Genomic DNA, 16,601 nt, shown 5'->3' on the forward strand with positions numbered 1-16,601 from the left:
GATCTGCGTTTCCGCAGATCGGAGGGGTTCTTGACGTGGAGCCTAGGAGATTCGAACTCCTGACATCTGCCTTGCAAAGGCAGCGCTCTACCAACTGAGCTAAGGCCCCGAAAAAGAGGACAGCACCGGACGCATCAGCGTCTTGGTCACCGCCGCAGACCAGACTACCGGGTGACCCCCTGAATCTTCCAAAAAGATGGGGACTCCCGGTCGGCAACCACTCTCCGTAAGATGCTGGACGAGGTTCGCAGCAGCGAAGCCTCAGCGAAGGGGAGACGCCATGGATGCAGTTCAGCAGGAAGCAACGGCAAGAGCCAGGGAACTTCAGCGCAGCTGGTACGGGGAACCGCTGGGCGCTCTATTTCGCCGGCTCATCGACGATCTCGGCCTGAACCAGGCCCGGCTCGCCGCCGTACTCGGGCTGTCCGCACCCATGCTCTCTCAGCTGATGAGCGGTCAGCGGGCGAAGATCGGTAACCCCGCGGTCGTCCAGCGTGTCCAGGCTCTGCAGGAGCTGGCCGGCCAGGTCGCCGACGGCAGCGTCAGCGCGGGCGAGGCCACCGACCGCATGGAAGAGATCAAGAAGTCCCAGGGCGGTTCCGTCCTCACCGGCACCGGTCAGACCACGACCAGCGGCGGGGCACCCACCGTCCGCCGCGTGGTGCGTGAGATCCAGTCGCTGCTGCGGTCGGTCGCTGCCGCCGGTGACATCATCGATGCCGCCGACTCCCTCGCCCCAACCCACCCGGAACTGGCAGAGTTCCTCAGGGTGTACGGCGCCGGCCGCACCGCGGACGCGGTCGCGCACTACGAAGGACACCAGAGCTAGTGCCGTGACCGGCAATGTCTGCCCCATGAGGCAAAGCTTGCCGGTCACGGCACTAGGACCTTTCTTTCGGTCCGGACCGGATTCAGGGGCGGTACGTGCGGCTGCCAGGCGGAGGAGGAAAACAGCGCCGGGCGTTGTGGACCGACGACAACGCGGCGGATGTGCGTACCAGGCCCCACAAGCTCAGCCGAACGAAAGATTCTGGTGCACTACCCCCGAGAGCCGGGCACGAGCCGAAACAGGAACTGGGAGCGGGCACAGCGCAATGGGTGAGGTCTTCGCTGGTCGGTACGAGCTGATCGATCCGATCGGACGTGGTGGCGTCGGCGCCGTCTGGCGAGCCTGGGACCACCGGCGCCGCCGGTACGTGGCGGCCAAGGTGCTTCAGCAGAGCGACGCACACACGCTGCTGCGCTTCGTCCGTGAGCAGGCCCTGCGGATCGAGCATCCTCATGTGCTCGCCCCGGCCAGTTGGGCCGCGGACGACGACAAGGTCCTGTTCACCATGGATCTGGTGAGCGGCGGCTCGCTTGCGCATGTCATCGGCGATTACGGCCCACTGCCCCTGCGCTTCGTCTGCACGCTGCTCGACCAGTTGCTGTCCGGACTGTCGACGGTGCATGCGGAAGGCGTCGTGCACCGCGACATCAAGCCCGCCAACATCCTGATGGAGGCCACCGGCACCGGCCGGCCGCACCTGCGGCTCTCCGACTTCGGCATCTCCATGCGCAAGGGCGAGCCCCGCCTGACGGAGACCAACTATGTGGTGGGAACGCCGGGTTACTTCGCGCCCGAGCAGATGATGGGCGCAGAGCCCGACTTCCCCGCGGACCTCTTCGCCGTAGGGCTTGTCGCGCTCTATCTGCTGCAGGGGAAGAAGCCGGATGCCCGGGCCCTCGTCGAATACTTCGCCTCGCACGGCACCCCCAGCGCCCCGCAAGGCATCCCGGAACCGCTGTGGCAGGTCCTCGCAGGTCTTCTGCAGCCGGATCCGCAGGCCCGGTTCCGCACAGCCACCGGCGCGCGGAAGGCGCTGACGGCCGCGGTCGAGATGCTGCCGGAGCCAGGTGTCGACGACGAACCGGTGGAGGTCTTCGACCAACTCGGCCCGCTGCCCGCCGGTTTCGACCCCGCAGGCCCGATCGCCACCCCCAGCCAGCCGTCCCCGGCCGACCACACCGCACACGCGGGCCAGGCCGCACAGCAGCCGCACACCCCACCGCCCTCCCCGATGTCGGAGACGGGCAGCTTCCATCTCGCCCCGCCTCCGCAGCAGGCGCCTCCCACGCCGCTGCCCCGACAGGCTCAGCCTGCCCCTGCCCCCACTCCGCTCCCGGCGCATACGGGTTCCCCCTTCCCTGCCGCCCCACCGGATCTCTCCCAGGCCCCGACATCCGCAGTGCGGCGCGAACCGGCTCCTACTCGTGCATACACCGCCGAGCAGCAGCAGGTTCCGCACCCCGGGGCGGGAATGTCCCCGCATTTCGCTGCGGCATCGCCTCCGGCCCACCCCCTGGCCGCCGCTCCCGCGCAGGCATCGCAGAAGCGTCCGGGACCGCCCCCGAGGGTGGCGATCCCGGTCCTGCTGGTGGCGCTGGTCTGTTTCGCTGTCGGAATCTGGGCACTGACCCAGGCCTGAGGCCCGGTGGCTGCAGCCGCTGTCACCAGGCCTGCGGCGGCCCCCCGTAGGGCTGCTGCCCCGCCGCGCCACCGGCTGGACCGTCCACGGCGGCCGCCGTGCGGCGACGCGCAAGCAGCGTCCACGCCCCGAGGCCGAGCACCAGCACGGCGCCTGCGCCGATCCCGGCCGCGCCCACCATCTTCATCGTGTTGCTCTTGTCGGCTTGAGGGGCGCTCTGACCGCTCCTGGCCATGTCCTTGTCGTCCTGCGTCACACCGAAGATTCCGGCGGAACCCCCGTACGGCGACGCTTCCGCCGCGTTCTCGACCTGCACCTTGAGAGTCATCGGGATCGCCTTCTCCCCGTAGGCATGAGCGACCTTCGGGCTGAGCGACACCGACAGGTAGTACCAGCCCGCGAACCGCATGGCGCTCTCGCCGGCACTGAACGTGTACCGGTTCTCGTACGCCACCGGGGGCAGCGGATCGAGCGACACCGAGGCGGGCTTGCCGGAGTACGACAGCGGCGAGGCGTCGTCGACATGGCCGTGCGCCGGATTATCCAGGGACAGTGCGAGCGCGTTGCCGATGTACTCGTCCGAACCGCCGACACTGTTGCCGAGGTCGACGGTGGCGAAGATCTGCTGTCCCCAGTCCACCGGCACCTGGTAGAAGAGGGTCTGCCCCGGCTTGATGCCGTCCCTCCACGTGCCGGTCTCCAGGCTGGTGGCGTCGTAATAGCTCGTGCCGCCGGGCCGTTCCTCCTTCTTGGCCTGCTTGGGTGGTGTCGGCGACGCCGAGGGCCAGTCCTCGGGCGCCTCGGTCGGTGCCGTGCCGCCCTTCTTCAGCGTCGGCTCCGACTCGTAACGGAGCTCCAGGTCCCAAGGGTCGGGCGTCGAGGTGGCCTTGCTCTCCCGCTCGATCAGGACGTTGTACGTACCGGCGTCCTGGCAGGTGCTGCTGTCCTTGTCCGTGACCCGGTAGGCGTACGCGGCGATCGGATGCGGGAACTCCGCCGCCCCGAAGCGGGCGTCCTCGGAACTGCACCGCAGGTCCCTGCTGTCCCTGATACTGACCGTGATGCCGTCCCCGTACGCGACCTTGCCACCGGCCTTGGGTACGACCACCGCCGAGACGTACGCGTTCGTACCGGCGTCGAGTTCGAGGCGGTAGTAGAGCTTCTCGCCCGGCTTGATCGAGCTCCTGTAGACGGACCCGGGCGTCAGAGTCGACGCGTAGGTGCTGACCTCCGCGCCCGGGACCGTCTTCGCCCCGGGGGCGAAGGTATACGCAGCAGGCTCACCGGCCGCGTACGCCTGCCCCGGCAGCGCCGCCACCACGCACATCGCCGCTGCCGCGGCCAGCGTCGCCCGGCCCCCGTTGCGCTGCCTCATCACGCGCTTCCCCTCGTCGTCTGTGTGGCCGACCTGCGGCGGCTGCGTACGAACACGAGCCCGGCGGTCACCACCACGGCGCCCGCCCCGGCAGCGGCCGCAACGCCGGTCCATCCTGCCCCGCCCGTACCTCCGCTGTCTCCGGCCGCAGCCGAAGTGTCCTTCTTGTCGGTCCTCTTGCCCTCTCCCCTGTCCGGCTTCCCGGCGAGGACACCGGCATGGTGCTCGGCGGCCCGCTCGTCCCGAGCACCGACACCCGCAGCATCACACCGATCCGCGCGTTCCGATCCGCGCGTTCTCGGCAATCTCGGCAGCCTGCGCGCCCAGCGTCACCGAGATGGAGAACTCGCCCCCGGCATGCACCGGCTGGGCCGCTGAGCGGTACTCGTAGCGGTTGGTCCAGGCAACCGGCACCGAACCCATCCTGATCGCGGCTGGACGGCCGCTGTACAGGGCCGACGAGGTGAACTCACCACCGCCGCCGCCCGGGAAGCGGGCGGGCGTGAACAGCTGCGTCGCACCGTACGAGTACGTCGAGGCGACCGAGAGGTCGTGGCCGGGGCTGCAGCCGTGGCGGGCATCGCACCCGCGATCAGGGCGAGCAGTGCCCCGCCGATCCAAGTCCCCACTGCTGAAGTACGGCGATGGTTCCGTGCTCCCACCCGTGCCCCCTCGACCAGACCATCGGCTCCTTTGCCCTCGCAACCTACTGATTTGCGTAGGTGAATTCAAGAGCACAGGTGTCATGGTCCCGCAACAGCACGAAGCCCCGGTCGCTCAGCGACCGGGGCCCGCACAACGTTGTTCTGTCTCAGACACCCGAACCTGCGGGCACGGAGTCAGTCGCCTCCGTCCACAGATCCTGCTCGGCGCGATCCGCCTGGATCTGGCGGTACACGAGGAGCCCGCCGATGGCGGCCAGTGCGACCAGGAGAAGCTTCTTCACCGCGCGACCTCGTCTTTCCTTGACGTAGGGGACTTCTGCCGCCCGACTATACACACCGACCGATACCGATCAGTGACCTGCCTGCGACCCGGCTGGTTTTCGGGCAAAAGCGGCCATCCCGCCCAGCCTCGAATCGGTCCGTCCAGCCCGGTTACACCAGACGAGTGGTGTTCATCTGAAGATCGGCGGATCCACGGCGTCGGTCCGCGAAATCGAGAGCTACATCCACATCATCAGAAAGGTAAGCAAACCGGACCGCCCGAAAGCGAGGGGTCATGAGCACCTTCAAGGTCAAGAGCATCTGGACCGCCTTCATCACCGCCTTCTTCGCGCTTCTCGCGTCGATGGGGCTCATGAGTACCCCCGCCGCGGCCGCGCAGCCGGAGGCCACGACTCAGGAGCACACAGGTGCGACCGCGGCAACCGCGACCACCCCGTCGGTGCGATGGACCCTTCCGCGTGACAGGTCGCTGCCACCCACGATGAAGCAGCGCATCCGCGCCGAGGCACACGGCTCCGCACCGGCCACCAGGCACCTGCTGACGGACATGAGGGACGCCATGAGCGCCACAGGCACCACCGGTGCCGCCCGCACCGCCCACGGGGCCCCGGCGGGGGACGCATCCCTCCTGCCACCGTGAGAGCGGCGCCACTGACGCACAGGGCCCCCGGTCCGGTTCACACCGGTCGGGGGCCTTTTCGTGCGCCGGGCAGCCGGGGGCCTGCTTCGTACCCACCATGGCGTGGCGGACTGCGGGTCTCGAAGCCGGTGAAGTCGCGGATCGGGTCCGGGGTGTTGTCGGTGGCGGTCGCCTGGATGCCGCTCGTGCAGGAGGCCAGGGTCAGATCGGGGGCGTAGGCGGGGGCGATGCCGTCGGGGATGTCGAGCCAGAGCTCATTGGTGGCGGTGGCGTCGAGCCAGTGCGGGTTGTAGGTGGTGGTGCCGTCGTTGGTGACGAGGACGCGGTAGTGGCGGGTCACGCCGTCGACGGTGACGGTGCCGGTGGTGCAGGTGGTGACGAGCGGGACCCAGACGTAGGAGCCGTCGCCTGACGTCCTGGCAGCGGAGCTACCAGGACGTGTGGCCAACGCGGCGAGCAGGCGCGCCGGACGGGGCGACGGGGCGACGGGGCCCCGGCGCAAAGCCTGCCGGGAGGGGCACGAGGACCTTCGACCGCCTCGTGCAGCGGGCCGGTGTGCGGCGCATCACGGCCCGGCACACCTGCGGCACCCTGCTGGCCTTCCTGAAGGTGCACCCCACGGTGGCTCAGGCGACCCTCCGGCACAGCCGCATCAGCATGACCATCGGCATCTACACCCACGCGGTCGGCGACGGGGAGCGCGAAGCCGTGGCAATGCCGGCCGAGCCCCTGGAAGACCCGCTCATCCGCTGCCCGCAGCCGTTGATGTCAGCAGCAAATGCCAAAGACCCCCGGCCCAAGTGGACCGGGGGTCTTTGTACTGGTGGGGCTAACAGGATTTGAACCTGTGGCCTCATCCTTATCAGGGATGCGCTCTAACCAACTGAGCTATAGCCCCGCCGCGCTGCGCGCTGACTTCTGAAGATTAGCGCACGTCGGGGCCAGTCCCAAAATCGATACCCGCAGCCCTACTCGTCCTCGGCCAGCGTGAGCTCGACACCGCCCACGAAACCGGCCGACAAGTTGTAGATGAAGGCGCCCAGCGTCGCCAGCGCGGTCGCCAGCACAACGTCGATCACCGCGATGACCGACGTGAAGATGAGGACGTGCGGAAGCGACAGGAACGACTGCACATCGAAGCCGGTGCTGTCGTTGGAGCCGGTCGCCTCGCTGATGGTGCCGCCCACAGTGGAGAAGACGCCCATGGCGTTCATCACCATCCACAGGACCGCGGCCGCCACGACCGTACAGATGCCGAGCGCGATGGAGAGCAGGAAGCTGACCTTCATCACCGACCACGGATCGGCCTTCGCCACCCGCAGTCGCGCCTTGCGGGTACGCGGAGTGGTCCTCGCCCCCGTCCGCGGGCGACGGGCCGCCTGAGCGCCACCGACGCCCTGCGTCCCGCCCGCGGGCGAGGAGTACGCCTGCGGCGGGTGGTAAGGCCCGCCTGCCTGCCCCGGCGCGGGCTCACGCTCACCGGGCAGCGGCCCGGTCGCGTATCCCTCGTACTGGGGCTGAGGCCCCCGGGTGTCCGTCACAGTGCCCCCTTGGGAGTCCGTGGCAGGGCCACGGGCACCGTTCGCTCCAGCTCCGGAAGCGGCCGAACCGGCGCCCGTGGCTCCACTCACGCTCTACTCCTCGTGCTCCCCGGCCGAAGGCGACGTGCCTTCGACAGTGCCCTCGACAGTGATCTCGGCAGTCGCCTCGGCAGTCGCCTCGGCATCCGCATCTCCATCGACCTCTTCGGCCTCGCGGCCGGCCTCGGCGTTACGTGCAATGCCGACGACCGCGTCACGCTTGCCCAGATTGATCAGTTGGACGCCCATGGTGTCACGGCCCGTCTCCCTGACTTCATTGACTCGCGTACGAATCACACCGCCGCCGAGCGTGATGGCGAGGATTTCGTCCGTCTCCTCGACCACCAGCGCGCCGACCAGCGAGCCCCGGTCCTCCACGATCTTGGCGGCCTTGATACCCAGGCCGCCACGACCCTGAACGCGGTACTCGTCGACGGGGGTCCGCTTCGCGTACCCGCCATCGGTGGCAGTGAACACGAACGTACCGGGCCTGACGACATTCATCGAGAGCAGTTCGTCGCCTTCGCGGAAACTCATGCCCTTGACGCCCGAGGTGGCGCGGCCCATCGGGCGCAGTGCTTCGTCCGTCGCGGTGAACCTGATGGACTGGGCCTTCTTGCTGATGAGCAGCAGATCGTCCTCGGCCGAGACCAGCTCCGCACCGATCAGCTCGTCGTCGCTGCCGTCCTCCGTCTCGCGGAGGTTGATCGCGATGACACCGCCGGAACGCGGGGAGTCGTAGTCCTTCAGCGCGGTCTTCTTCACCAGGCCGCCCTTGGTGGCGAGGATCAGATAGGGCGCGGCCTCGTAGTCCCGGATCGCCAGGATCTCGGCGATCTGCTCATCCGGCTGGAAGGCCAGCAGGTTGGCGACGTGCTGGCCGCGTGCGTCCCGGCCGGCGTCCGGAAGCTCATACGCCTTGGCCCGGTAGACGCGGCCCTTGTTGGTGAAGAACAGCAGCCAGTGGTGGGTCGTCGACACGAAGAAGTGGTCGACGATGTCGTCTTCCTTGAGCTTCGTACCGCGGACGCCCTTGCCGCCGCGCTTCTGCGAGCGGTAGTCGTCCGTCTTCGTACGCTTCACATAGCCGCCGCGCGAGATGGTGACGACAATGTCCTCCTCGGCGATCAGGTCCTCGATGGACATGTCACCGTCGAAGGGCACCAGCTTGGAGCGCCGGTCGTCGCCGAACTTCTCGACGATCGCCGCCAGCTCCTCGCTGACGATCTGCCGCTGCCGTACCGGCGACGCCAGGATCTCGTTGTACTCGTTGATCTTCGCCTGGAGCTCATCGTGCTCGGCCGTGATCTTCTGGCGCTCCAGCGCGGCCAGTCGGCGCAGCTGCATCTCCAGAATCGCGTTCGCCTGGATCTCGTCGATCTCCAGCAGGCCCATCAGGCCCTCACGCGCGATCTCGACCGTCTGGCTGCGCCGGATGAGGGCGATGACCTCATCGATCGCGTCGAGTGCCTTGAGCAGACCGCGCAGGATGTGCGCCCGCTCCTCCGCCTTGCGCAGGCGGAACCTCGTACGCCGGACGATGACCTCGATCTGGTGCGTCACCCAGTGGCGGATGAACGCGTCGATCGACAGCGTGCGCGGCACCCCGTCGACGAGCGCCAGCATGTTCGCGCCGAAGTTCGTCTGGAGATCGGTGTGCTTGTACAGGTTGTTCAGTACGACCTTGGCGACCGCGTCCCGCTTCAGCACGACCACGAGGCGCTGGCCGGTGCGCGAGGACGTCTCGTCGCGGACGTCCGCGATGCCGCCGACCTTGCCGTCCTTGACCAGGTCGGCGATCTTCTGCGCGAGGTTGTCGGGGTTGGTCTGGTACGGAAGCTCCGTGACGACCAGGCACTGCCGGTTCTGGATCTCCTCGACCGCGACGACCGCGCGCATCGTGATGGAGCCACGGCCCGTGCGGTACGCCTCCTCGATGCCCTTGCGGCCGACGACGAGCGCTCCGGTCGGGAAGTCCGGGCCCTTGATCCGCTCGATCAGGGCGTCCAGCAGCTCCTCGTGCGAGGCCTCCGGGTGCTCCAGGTACCACTGGGCACCGGCCGCGACCTCGCGCAGGTTGTGCGGCGGGATGTTGGTCGCCATGCCGACCGCGATGCCCGCGGAGCCGTTGACCAGCAGGTTCGGGAAGCGCGCCGGCAGAACCGTCGGCTCCTGGTTGCGGCCGTCGTAGTTGTCCTGGAAGTCGACGGTCTCCTCGTCGATGTCCCGGACCATCTCCATGGACTGCGGCATCATCTTGCACTCGGTGTACCGCATGGCTGCGGCCGGGTCGTTGCCCGGAGAACCGAAGTTGCCGTTGGAGTCGACCAGCGGCATGCGCATCGACCAGTGCTGAGCCAGTCGCACGAGCGCGTCGTAGATCGAGGAGTCGCCGTGCGGGTGGTACGTACCCATGACGTCACCGACGACACGGGCGCACTTGTAGAAGCCCTTCTCGGGCCGGTACCCGCCGTCGTACATGGCGTACAGCACACGGCGGTGGACGGGCTTGAGGCCGTCCCGTACGTCCGGCAGCGCACGCGACACGATGACGGACATCGCGTAGTCGAGGTAGGAGCGCTGCATCTCCGTCTCGAGCCCCACGGGCTCGACACGCATGCCCACACCCGCGGCTGCGGGTTCCTCTTCAGGGGTCACAGGGGTGTTCTCGTCGGCCATTGCTGGTCAAGTCCTTTCGAGCTGCGGCTTGCTTGGTACGGCCGACTCAGATGTCGAGGAAGCGGACGTCCTTGGCGTTGCGCTGGATGAACGAGCGCCGTGCCTCGACGTCCTCACCCATCAGCACCGAGAAGAGGTCGTCTGCCTGCGCCGCGTCGTCCAGCGTGACCTGGCCGAGCACGCGGTGGTCGACGTCCATCGTCGTGATGCGCAGCTCCTCGGCGTTCATCTCGCCGAGACCCTTGAAGCGCTGGATCGAGTCTTCCTTGATCCGCTTGCCGTTCTGCTTGCCGAGCTCGACCAGGGCGTCGCGCTCGCGGTCCGAGTACGCGTACTCGAAGTCGTCGCGGCCCCACTTGATCTTGTAGAGCGGCGGGCGGGAGAGGTAGACATGGCCGGCCTCGACCAACGGCCGCATGAAGCGGAAGAGGAACGTCAGCAGCAGCGTGTTGATGTGCTGACCGTCGACGTCGGCGTCCGCCATCAGAATGATCTTGTGATAGCGGAGCTTCTCGATGTCGAAGTCCTCGTGGACTCCGGTACCGAAGGCCGAGATCAGTGCCTGCACCTCGGTGTTCTGCAGGATCTTGTCGACCCGGGCCTTCTCGACGTTCAGGATCTTGCCTCGGATCGGCAGGATGGCCTGGTACATCGGGTTACGGCCGGACTTCGCCGAACCACCGGCGGAGTCACCCTCGACGATGAAGATCTCGCACTTCGTCGGGTCGTTCGACTGGCAGTCGCTCAGCTTGCCCGGCAGCGAGGCGCTCTCCAGGAGCCCCTTGCGACGGGTCAGGTCGCGCGCCTTCCGGGCGGCGACGCGGGCCGTGGCCGCCGCGATGCCCTTGCGGATGATGTCCGCGGCCTCGTTCGGGTTCCGGTCGAACCAGTCCGTGAGGTGCTCGTGGACCACCTTCTGGACGAAGGTCTTCGCCTCCGTGTTGCCCAGCTTGGTCTTCGTCTGGCCCTCGAACTGCGGCTCGCCCAGCTTCACCGAGATGATCGCCGTCAGACCCTCACGGATGTCGTCACCGGTGAGGTTGTCGTCCTTCTCACGCAGCAGCTTCTTGTCCCGCGCGTACTTGTTGACCAGCGTGGTCAGCGCCGCACGGAAGCCCTCCTCGTGCGTACCGCCCTCATGCGTGTGGATCGTGTTGGCGAAGGAGTAGACGCCCTCGCTGTACTGCGTGTTCCACTGCATCGCGATCTCGGCCGAGAGGAGTCGCTCCTTGTCCTCGGCCTCGATGTCGATCACCGACTGGTGAATGACGTCGCCCTTGCGGGAGTTGAGGTACTTCACGAAGTCGACGATGCCGCCCTCGTAGTGGTACGTGACCGTACGGGCCGCTTCCTCCTCGGCGACCTCGACCGCCTCCGCGACATCCGCGCCCGCCGTCGCCTTCGCGGACTCACGCTCGTCCGTGAGCCTGATCGTCAGGCCCTTGTTGAGGAACGCCATCTCCTGGAAGCGGCGCGACAGGGTCTCGAAGGAGTACTCGGTGGTCTCGAAGATGTCGCCGTCGGCCCAGAAGGTGACGGTCGTACCGGTCTCCTCGGTGGCCTCGTTACGAGCCAGCGGCGCCGTGGGCACACCGAGCTTGTAGTCCTGGGTCCAGCGGTAGCCGTCCGTCCTGACCTCGACGGAGACGCGCGTCGACAGGGCGTTCACGACAGAGACACCGACACCGTGCAGACCGCCGGAGACGGCATATCCGCCGCCGCCGAACTTGCCGCCGGCGTGCAGCACCGTCATCACGACCTCGACCGCGGGCTTCTTCTCCGACGGCACGATGCCGACGGGGATACCGCGACCGTTGTCGATCACTCGGACCCCGCCGTCGGCAAGGATCGTGACGTCGATGGTGTCCGCGTGCCCGGCCAGGGCTTCGTCGACCGAGTTGTCGACGACCTCTTGCACAAGGTGGTGAAGTCCACGCTCACCGGTCGAGCCGATGTACATGCCAGGTCGCTTGCGGACCGCGTCCAGGCCCTCGAGGACGGTGATCGCGCTGGCGTCGTACGAGGCAGCCGCCTCGCCGCTCTCACCGGGTGTGGACAGAATGTTCTCGTTGGGGTTGCCGGAATCGGCCACGAAGCGCCCTTTCTGGCACAGCACAGGCCGTTCTCCGGGCAAGCGGGAGCGGCTGCGTCGTTCGGCTTGTATCGACGACTCCCGCAAGGATGCGGGATTGTTCACCAGTCTACCGGTAGCGCCGACACGAATGAGGGTTTGCCGGTACCTGAGTCCGCATGTGCCGCCCTGAATGAGCGCCTGACGACTCCCCATATTCAGGATGGGGCCCCAAGAGGCTCACGCGGGCATTGAGCGCTTCGGCCTGTCAACCTCTCACTACGGTGAGGGACGCCTCGGCCGCACCGCAGGATTTCAACCTGCACAGACCCGTACATCACAGAAACAGCAGACAAAACCGCATAGAAGGCAGCACATCACCGCAGCCGAACTTCTCCGGACTGCGGGACGGCAGCCGCCGACATCGGGCAAAGAACCGCGCAGAGGGAGATAAGCCCAGGTCAGCCGTAGGTGTCGCCCGGGCCGACGCTTCCCGGCGCACGCAGCGGACCGAATCTGCGCTGCGGACCGCCCGGCCCCAGAACCTTGATCAACTTCACGGTGCCATGCCCTAGATCCGCGTTCAGCCGGGCGACCAGCTGCGGCGCCAGCAGCCGCAGCTGCGTCGCCCAGGCCGTCGAATCGCACTGCACCGTGAGCACCCGCTCCTCGGGGGCCTCGTCGTACCGCAGCGGCACACAGTGATTGGCCAGATCGTCACCGACGATCTGCGGCCAGCGGCCCATCACACCGCCCACCGCCGCGGGGGTCTCCCAGCCGCGCTCGGTGATCAGACGATTGATCGCGGTGCCCAGCGGCAACGGATCGCGCCCGTCCGCCCGCGCGCCCGAACGCAGCCCACCGCCCCGTCTGGCCTGTTTCTTCTGCTGCGCTGCGGCCCCGCGCGCCCGAGCCTGCTCCTTCGCGGCACGCAGGGCGACCCGCGCCAGATCGACACCGGACGCCTCCGGCTGCCTCACCTCGCCCAACGGCTCCTGCGGGCCGCCGGCATCGCCCTTCGCCGGATCGACGGAGCCACTCATATCCGCTTCACCTCGCCCGCCGACACCGCATACCGCGTTCCCGCCAGCACACCCGGAACGTCATCGTCCACCGCCGCCGTCACCAGCACCTGCTCACCCGGGGCAACCAGCTCCGCCAGCCGTTCCCGGCGCCTCGCGTCCAGCTCGGCGAAGACATCGTCCAGGACGAGCACCGGCTCATTGCCCTCGGTGCGCAGCAGATCGTACGAGGCAAGCCGCAGCGCCAGCGCGTACGACCAGGACTCGCCATGGCTCGCGTACCCCTTGGCGGGCATCCCGCGCAGTCCCAGCAGCAGATCGTCACGGTGCGGACCGACCAGCGTCACACCCCGCTCGATCTCCTGCTTGCGGACCTCCGCGAGCGCAGCGAGCAGCTGCTCGTACAACTCGTCACGGGTACGGGCGGGCTCCACACCCGCACCGACGGAACTGCGGTACTCCAGCGTCACCGGGCCGCCACCGGGCGCGACATCCGCGTACGCCTTGTCCGTCAGCGGCTGCAGGGTCGCAATCAGATCCAGCCGCTGCGCCAGCAGCTCCGCGCCCACCCGGCCCAGATGCTGGTCCCACACATCGAGGGTGGACAGATCCATCGACCGGCCGCCGTGCCTGCGCGCCATCGCCGCGGACTTCAGCAGGGTGTTGCGCTGCTTCAGCACCCGCTCGTAGTCCGAACGGACACCGGCCATCCGCGGCGAACGCGCAGTGATCAGCTCGTCGAGGAAGCGCCGACGCTCCCCGGGATCGCCCTTGACGAGCGCCAGATCTTCCGGCGCGAACAGCACGGTCCGTACGATCCCCAGCACGTCACGGGGCCTGACCTGCGACGATCGATTGATCCGGGCGCGATTGGCCTTGCCCGGGTTGAGCTCCAGCTCGATCAGCTGCGCGCGCTCACCCTGGGTGACGGCGGCCCGAATGACGGCCCGGTCCGCACCCATCCGCACCAGTGGCGCATCGGAGGAGACACGATGGCTACCGAGCGTCGCGAGGTAGCCGACGGCCTCGACCAGATTCGTCTTGCCCTGACCGTTCGCCCCCACGAGCGCGGTGACGCCCGGGTCGAGAGGAACCTCGACCCGGGCGTACGAGCGGAAGTCGGCCAGCGAGAGATGCGTGACATGCATGGGTGTATGCCGACCTTCCCGGCTTCCTGCTCCGTGCTCCGCGGCGCGGGCCGGTGATATCGGTCCGGCCCGCCCTCGGTGCGGTTACTTCTTGTTCTCGACCGCGTGGCCACCGAACTGGTTGCGCAGCGCGGCGATCATCTTCATCTGCGGGGAGTCGTCCTGGCGCGAGGCGAATCGCGCGAAGAGCGACGCGGTGATCGCGGGCAGCGGCACTGCGTTGTCGATCGCGGCCTCCACCGTCCACCGGCCCTCACCGGAGTCGGCGGCGAAGCCACGGAGCTTGTCGAGGTGCTCGTCGTCGTCCAGCGCGTTGACCGCCAGGTCGAGCAGCCAGGAACGGATGACCGTGCCCTCCTGCCAGGAGCGGAAGACCTCGCGCACATCGGTGACGGAGTCGACCTTCTCCAGCAGCTCCCAGCCCTCGGCGTAGGCCTGCATCATGGCGTACTCGATGCCGTTGTGGACCATCTTCGCGAAGTGGCCGGCGCCGACCTTACCCGCGTGGACGGAGCCGAAGTCGCCTTCCGGCTTCAGCGCGTCGAAGATCGGCTGGACCTTCGCCACGCTCTCGGCGTCGCCGCCGTACATCAGCGCGTAGCCGTTCTCCAGGCCCCAGACGCCGCCCGAGACACCGCAGTCGACGAAGCCGATGCCCTTGATGCCCAGCTCGACCGCATGCTTCTCGTCGTCCGTCCAGCGGGAGTTCCCGCCGTCCACGACGATGTCGCCGGGCGAGAGCAGCGCGGCCAGCTCGTCGATCGTGGACTGGGTCGCGGCACCGGCCGGGACCATCACCCAGATGACCCGCGGGCCCTTCAGCTTGCCCACAAGCTCGTCGAGGCTGTGGACATCGGAGACGTCCGGGTTGCGGTCGTAACCGATGACGGTGTGGCCTGCGCGGCGGATGCGCTCGCGCATGTTGCCGCCCATCTTGCCGAGGCCGACGAGACCGAGCTCCATCAGAGATTCCTTAAGCGTTGTGCCGATTCGTACCCAAGGCCGAGCCTACGCCCGGCCGGGGACAGACCGACGGGCATGCTCGGAGCCGAGCGTGCCCGTCGGACGCTGCCGTGACAGGACCGGTGTCCGGATCAGCCGGAGAGGCGGACCGGCATGATCAGGTACTTGTACGCGTCATCCGCCTCGGCATCCACAGCCGGCCGACCGCTGAGCAGCGCGGGCTTGGTGGACGTCGTGAAGGAGAGCTGGGCGACCGGGGAGTCGATCGCGCTGAGCCCGTCGAGCAGGAAGGTCGGGTTGAAGGCGATCGAGATGTCGTCACCGTCCAGCACGGCGTCGACGCGCTCCACAGCCTGTGCATCATCGCTGGATCCGGCTTCCAGGATCAGCACGCCCTGCTCGAAGCTGAGCCGCACCGGGGTGTTCCGCTCGGCGACGAGGGCCACACGCTTGACGGCCTCGACGAACGGGGCGGTCTCGATGACGGCGACCGAGTTGAACTCGGTGGGGAACAGCGTCCGGTACTTCGGCAGATCGCCTTCGAGCAGTCGCGTGGTCGTACGCCGGCCCGCGCCCTCGAAACCGATCAGACCTTCACCGGCACCGGAGCCGGACAGCGCCAGCGTGACCGTGTCACCGCTGGTCAGGGCCTTAGCGGTGTCCAGCAGCGTCTTGGCGGGCACCAGGGCCACAGCCGACGCGTCCGGGTTCTCCGGCTTCCACAGGAACTCGCGGACCGCGAAGCGGTAGCGGTCGGTGGACGCCAGGGTGACGGTGTCGCCCTCGATCTCGATCCGCACACCGGTCAGGACGGGCAGTGTGTCGTCCCGGCCCGCGGCGATGGCGACCTGGGCAGCGGCCGAGGCGAAGACCTCGCCCGGGACCGTGCCCGTCGCCGTCGGCATCTGCGGCAGCGCCGGGTACTCCTCCACAGGAAGGGTGTGGAGTGTGAATCGCGAGGAGCCGCAGACCACGGTGGCCCGTACACCGTCGGTGGAAATCTCCACCGGTCGGTTGGGGAGGGCGCGGCAGATATCGGCGAGCAGCCGGCCGGAGACCAGCACCGTGCCGTCCTCCTCGACCTCGGCGTCCACCGAGACCCGGGCCGAGACCTCGTAGTCGAAGCTGGAGAAGCTGAGGGCGCCGTCCTCAGCCTTCAGAAGAAGGCCCGCAAGAACGGGCGCCGGCGGACGGGCCGGAAGGCTGCGGGCCACCCAGGCCACCGCCTCCGCGAGTACATCGCGCTCCACCCGGATCTTCACCGGAACCGCCTCCTGCTGTTGCTCGCTCGCCCTGCTGGCCTTCGTGGTCTGGTCGGGGTCGCTCCGCCGATGGCAGGGGGAGGACGTCCCGGGACCAGTCTGACGTACGGCACCGACACTCGGTGCTGCTCGGGGTCAAGTCGCGACAAGAGGTTCGGAGAGCTCCGGCGCCGAGTTGTGCACAGCACCCACTTCGAAGCGGAATCCGAGCTAACTCTATGTGGCAGTAGTAGTAGGGCCTGTGGAAACCGTGGATAACGTCGTTTTCGCAGGTCAGGCCCGGTTTTTTATCCACTGGTCCTGTGGGTGGCATCGGTGGACAACCCAGCGTTTCTGTGGACACGCAAAAGTTCTGCACACCCGATGCACAGGACAGGGGTGTTTCTCCCCAGGGCTGTCCCCAGTTTTGCCCAGGTTCCCCACAGCCCAACCAGGCTCCCTGGTGT

14 protein-coding genes, 2 tRNA genes and 1 pseudogene are annotated in these 16,601 nt (G+C 67.9%); 4 read left to right on the top strand and 13 right to left on the bottom strand.

Going from position 1 to position 16,601, the window contains the following annotated elements:
• Nucleotides 1-36: 36 nt before the first annotated feature.
• A tRNA-Ala gene (locus tag AB0915_RS23950) sits at nt 37-109 on the bottom strand.
• Nucleotides 110-280: 171 nt separating this feature from the next.
• Between AB0915_RS23950 and AB0915_RS23955 the strand changes: the two genes are divergently transcribed.
• Both AB0915_RS23955 and AB0915_RS23960 read left to right on the top strand, forming a co-directional pair.
• Nucleotides 281-829: a DNA-binding protein gene (locus tag AB0915_RS23955; RefSeq protein WP_366136023.1), complete on the top strand. Its 549-nt coding sequence runs from the start codon at nt 281-283 to the stop codon at nt 827-829.
• Nucleotides 830-1,094: 265 nt separating this feature from the next.
• The gene (locus AB0915_RS23960) at nt 1,095-2,468 is read left to right on the top strand and encodes a protein kinase (RefSeq protein ID WP_366693025.1); all 1,374 of its coding nucleotides are present in this window, start codon (nt 1,095-1,097) and stop codon (nt 2,466-2,468) included.
• 22 nt (nt 2,469-2,490) lie between these two features.
• On the opposite strand, the gene AB0915_RS23965 is transcribed toward AB0915_RS23960, so the two are convergent.
• The 3 genes from AB0915_RS23965 to AB0915_RS23975 form a co-directional block, all read right to left on the bottom strand.
• Nucleotides 2,491-3,843, bottom strand: coding sequence for a hypothetical protein (locus AB0915_RS23965; protein WP_366693026.1), 1,353 nt, complete (start codon nt 3,841-3,843; stop codon nt 2,491-2,493).
• 264 nt (nt 3,844-4,107) lie between these two features.
• On the bottom strand, nt 4,108-4,464 hold the full coding sequence (locus AB0915_RS23970; protein ID WP_366693027.1) for a hypothetical protein: 357 nt from the start codon (nt 4,462-4,464) through the stop codon (nt 4,108-4,110).
• 190 nt (nt 4,465-4,654) lie between these two features.
• Nucleotides 4,655-4,789 carry a DLW-39 family protein gene (locus AB0915_RS23975; RefSeq protein ID WP_003958712.1) on the bottom strand — a complete coding sequence of 45 codons (135 nt, stop codon included), beginning with the start codon at nt 4,787-4,789 and terminating at the stop codon, nt 4,655-4,657.
• Between the two features lie 275 nt (nt 4,790-5,064).
• Here AB0915_RS23975 and AB0915_RS23980 point away from each other — a divergent pair, with 275 nt between their 5' ends.
• Complete coding sequence (locus AB0915_RS23980; RefSeq protein ID WP_366693028.1) at nt 5,065-5,430, top strand: DUF6344 domain-containing protein; 366 nt, start codon at nt 5,065-5,067, stop codon at nt 5,428-5,430.
• A gap of 37 nt (nt 5,431-5,467) precedes the next feature.
• Here AB0915_RS23980 and AB0915_RS23985 read toward each other — a convergent pair whose 3' ends face one another.
• The gene (locus AB0915_RS23985) at nt 5,468-5,878 is read right to left on the bottom strand and encodes a hypothetical protein (RefSeq protein ID WP_366693029.1); all 411 of its coding nucleotides are present in this window, start codon (nt 5,876-5,878) and stop codon (nt 5,468-5,470) included.
• 71 nt (nt 5,879-5,949) lie between these two features.
• Between AB0915_RS23985 and AB0915_RS23990 the strand changes: the two are divergent.
• Nucleotides 5,950-6,273, top strand: a pseudogene (locus tag AB0915_RS23990) (hypothetical protein); the annotation flags it as partial.
• On the opposite strand, the gene AB0915_RS23995 reads toward AB0915_RS23990, so the two are convergent.
• From AB0915_RS23995 to dnaN, 8 genes are all read right to left on the bottom strand, one after another.
• A tRNA-Ile gene (locus tag AB0915_RS23995) sits at nt 6,252-6,328 on the bottom strand. The pseudogene AB0915_RS23990 and the gene AB0915_RS23995 sit on opposite strands and share 22 nt — an antisense overlap.
• A 70-nt stretch (nt 6,329-6,398) precedes the next feature.
• Complete coding sequence (locus AB0915_RS24000) at nt 6,399-6,971, bottom strand: DUF3566 domain-containing protein (protein ID WP_366693030.1); 573 nt, start codon at nt 6,969-6,971, stop codon at nt 6,399-6,401.
• A gap of 93 nt (nt 6,972-7,064) precedes the next feature.
• On the bottom strand, nt 7,065-9,689 hold the full coding sequence (gene gyrA / locus AB0915_RS24005; protein WP_366693031.1) for a DNA gyrase subunit A: 2,625 nt from the start codon (nt 9,687-9,689) through the stop codon (nt 7,065-7,067).
• Between the two features lie 46 nt (nt 9,690-9,735).
• Nucleotides 9,736-11,805: a DNA topoisomerase (ATP-hydrolyzing) subunit B gene (gene gyrB / locus AB0915_RS24010; protein WP_366693032.1), complete on the bottom strand. Its 2,070-nt coding sequence runs from the start codon at nt 11,803-11,805 to the stop codon at nt 9,736-9,738.
• A 416-nt stretch (nt 11,806-12,221) separates the two neighbouring features.
• Nucleotides 12,222-12,803 carry a DciA family protein gene (locus tag AB0915_RS24015; RefSeq protein WP_366693033.1) on the bottom strand — a complete coding sequence of 194 codons (582 nt, stop codon included), beginning with the start codon at nt 12,801-12,803 and terminating at the stop codon, nt 12,222-12,224.
• Nucleotides 12,800-13,930, bottom strand: a complete 1,131-nt coding sequence (recF, locus tag AB0915_RS24020; protein WP_366693034.1) for a DNA replication/repair protein RecF — start codon at nt 13,928-13,930, stop codon at nt 12,800-12,802. The genes AB0915_RS24015 and recF overlap by 4 nt, the downstream gene beginning before the upstream one ends.
• An 84-nt stretch (nt 13,931-14,014) precedes the next feature.
• On the bottom strand, nt 14,015-14,893 hold the full coding sequence (gnd, locus tag AB0915_RS24025) for a phosphogluconate dehydrogenase (NAD(+)-dependent, decarboxylating) (RefSeq protein WP_366693035.1): 879 nt from the start codon (nt 14,891-14,893) through the stop codon (nt 14,015-14,017).
• Nucleotides 14,894-15,024: 131 nt separating this feature from the next.
• Nucleotides 15,025-16,155, bottom strand: coding sequence for a DNA polymerase III subunit beta (dnaN, locus tag AB0915_RS24030; protein WP_030930479.1), 1,131 nt, complete (start codon nt 16,153-16,155; stop codon nt 15,025-15,027).
• Between the last annotated feature and the right edge of the window lie 446 nt (nt 16,156-16,601).

It is taken from the genome of Streptomyces sp. NPDC048411 (genome assembly GCF_040704695.1).
GTDB lineage: Bacteria > Actinomycetota > Actinomycetes > Streptomycetales > Streptomycetaceae > Streptomyces.

Coding starts and splice junctions, on each gene's coding strand:
- AB0915_RS23955 (WP_366136023.1), top strand. CDS start 281: ATGGATGCAGTTCAGCAGGAAGCAACGGCAAGAGCCAGGGAACTTCAG.
- AB0915_RS23960 (WP_366693025.1), top strand. CDS start 1,095: ATGGGTGAGGTCTTCGCTGGTCGGTACGAGCTGATCGATCCGATCGGA.
- AB0915_RS23965 (WP_366693026.1), bottom strand. CDS start 3,843: ATGAGGCAGCGCAACGGGGGCCGGGCGACGCTGGCCGCGGCAGCGGCG.
- AB0915_RS23980 (WP_366693028.1), top strand. CDS start 5,065: ATGAGCACCTTCAAGGTCAAGAGCATCTGGACCGCCTTCATCACCGCC.
- gyrA (WP_366693031.1), bottom strand. CDS start 9,689: ATGGCCGACGAGAACACCCCTGTGACCCCTGAAGAGGAACCCGCAGCC.
- AB0915_RS24015 (WP_366693033.1), bottom strand. CDS start 12,803: ATGAGTGGCTCCGTCGATCCGGCGAAGGGCGATGCCGGCGGCCCGCAG.
- recF (WP_366693034.1), bottom strand. CDS start 13,930: ATGCATGTCACGCATCTCTCGCTGGCCGACTTCCGCTCGTACGCCCGG.
- gnd (WP_366693035.1), bottom strand. CDS start 14,893: ATGGAGCTCGGTCTCGTCGGCCTCGGCAAGATGGGCGGCAACATGCGC.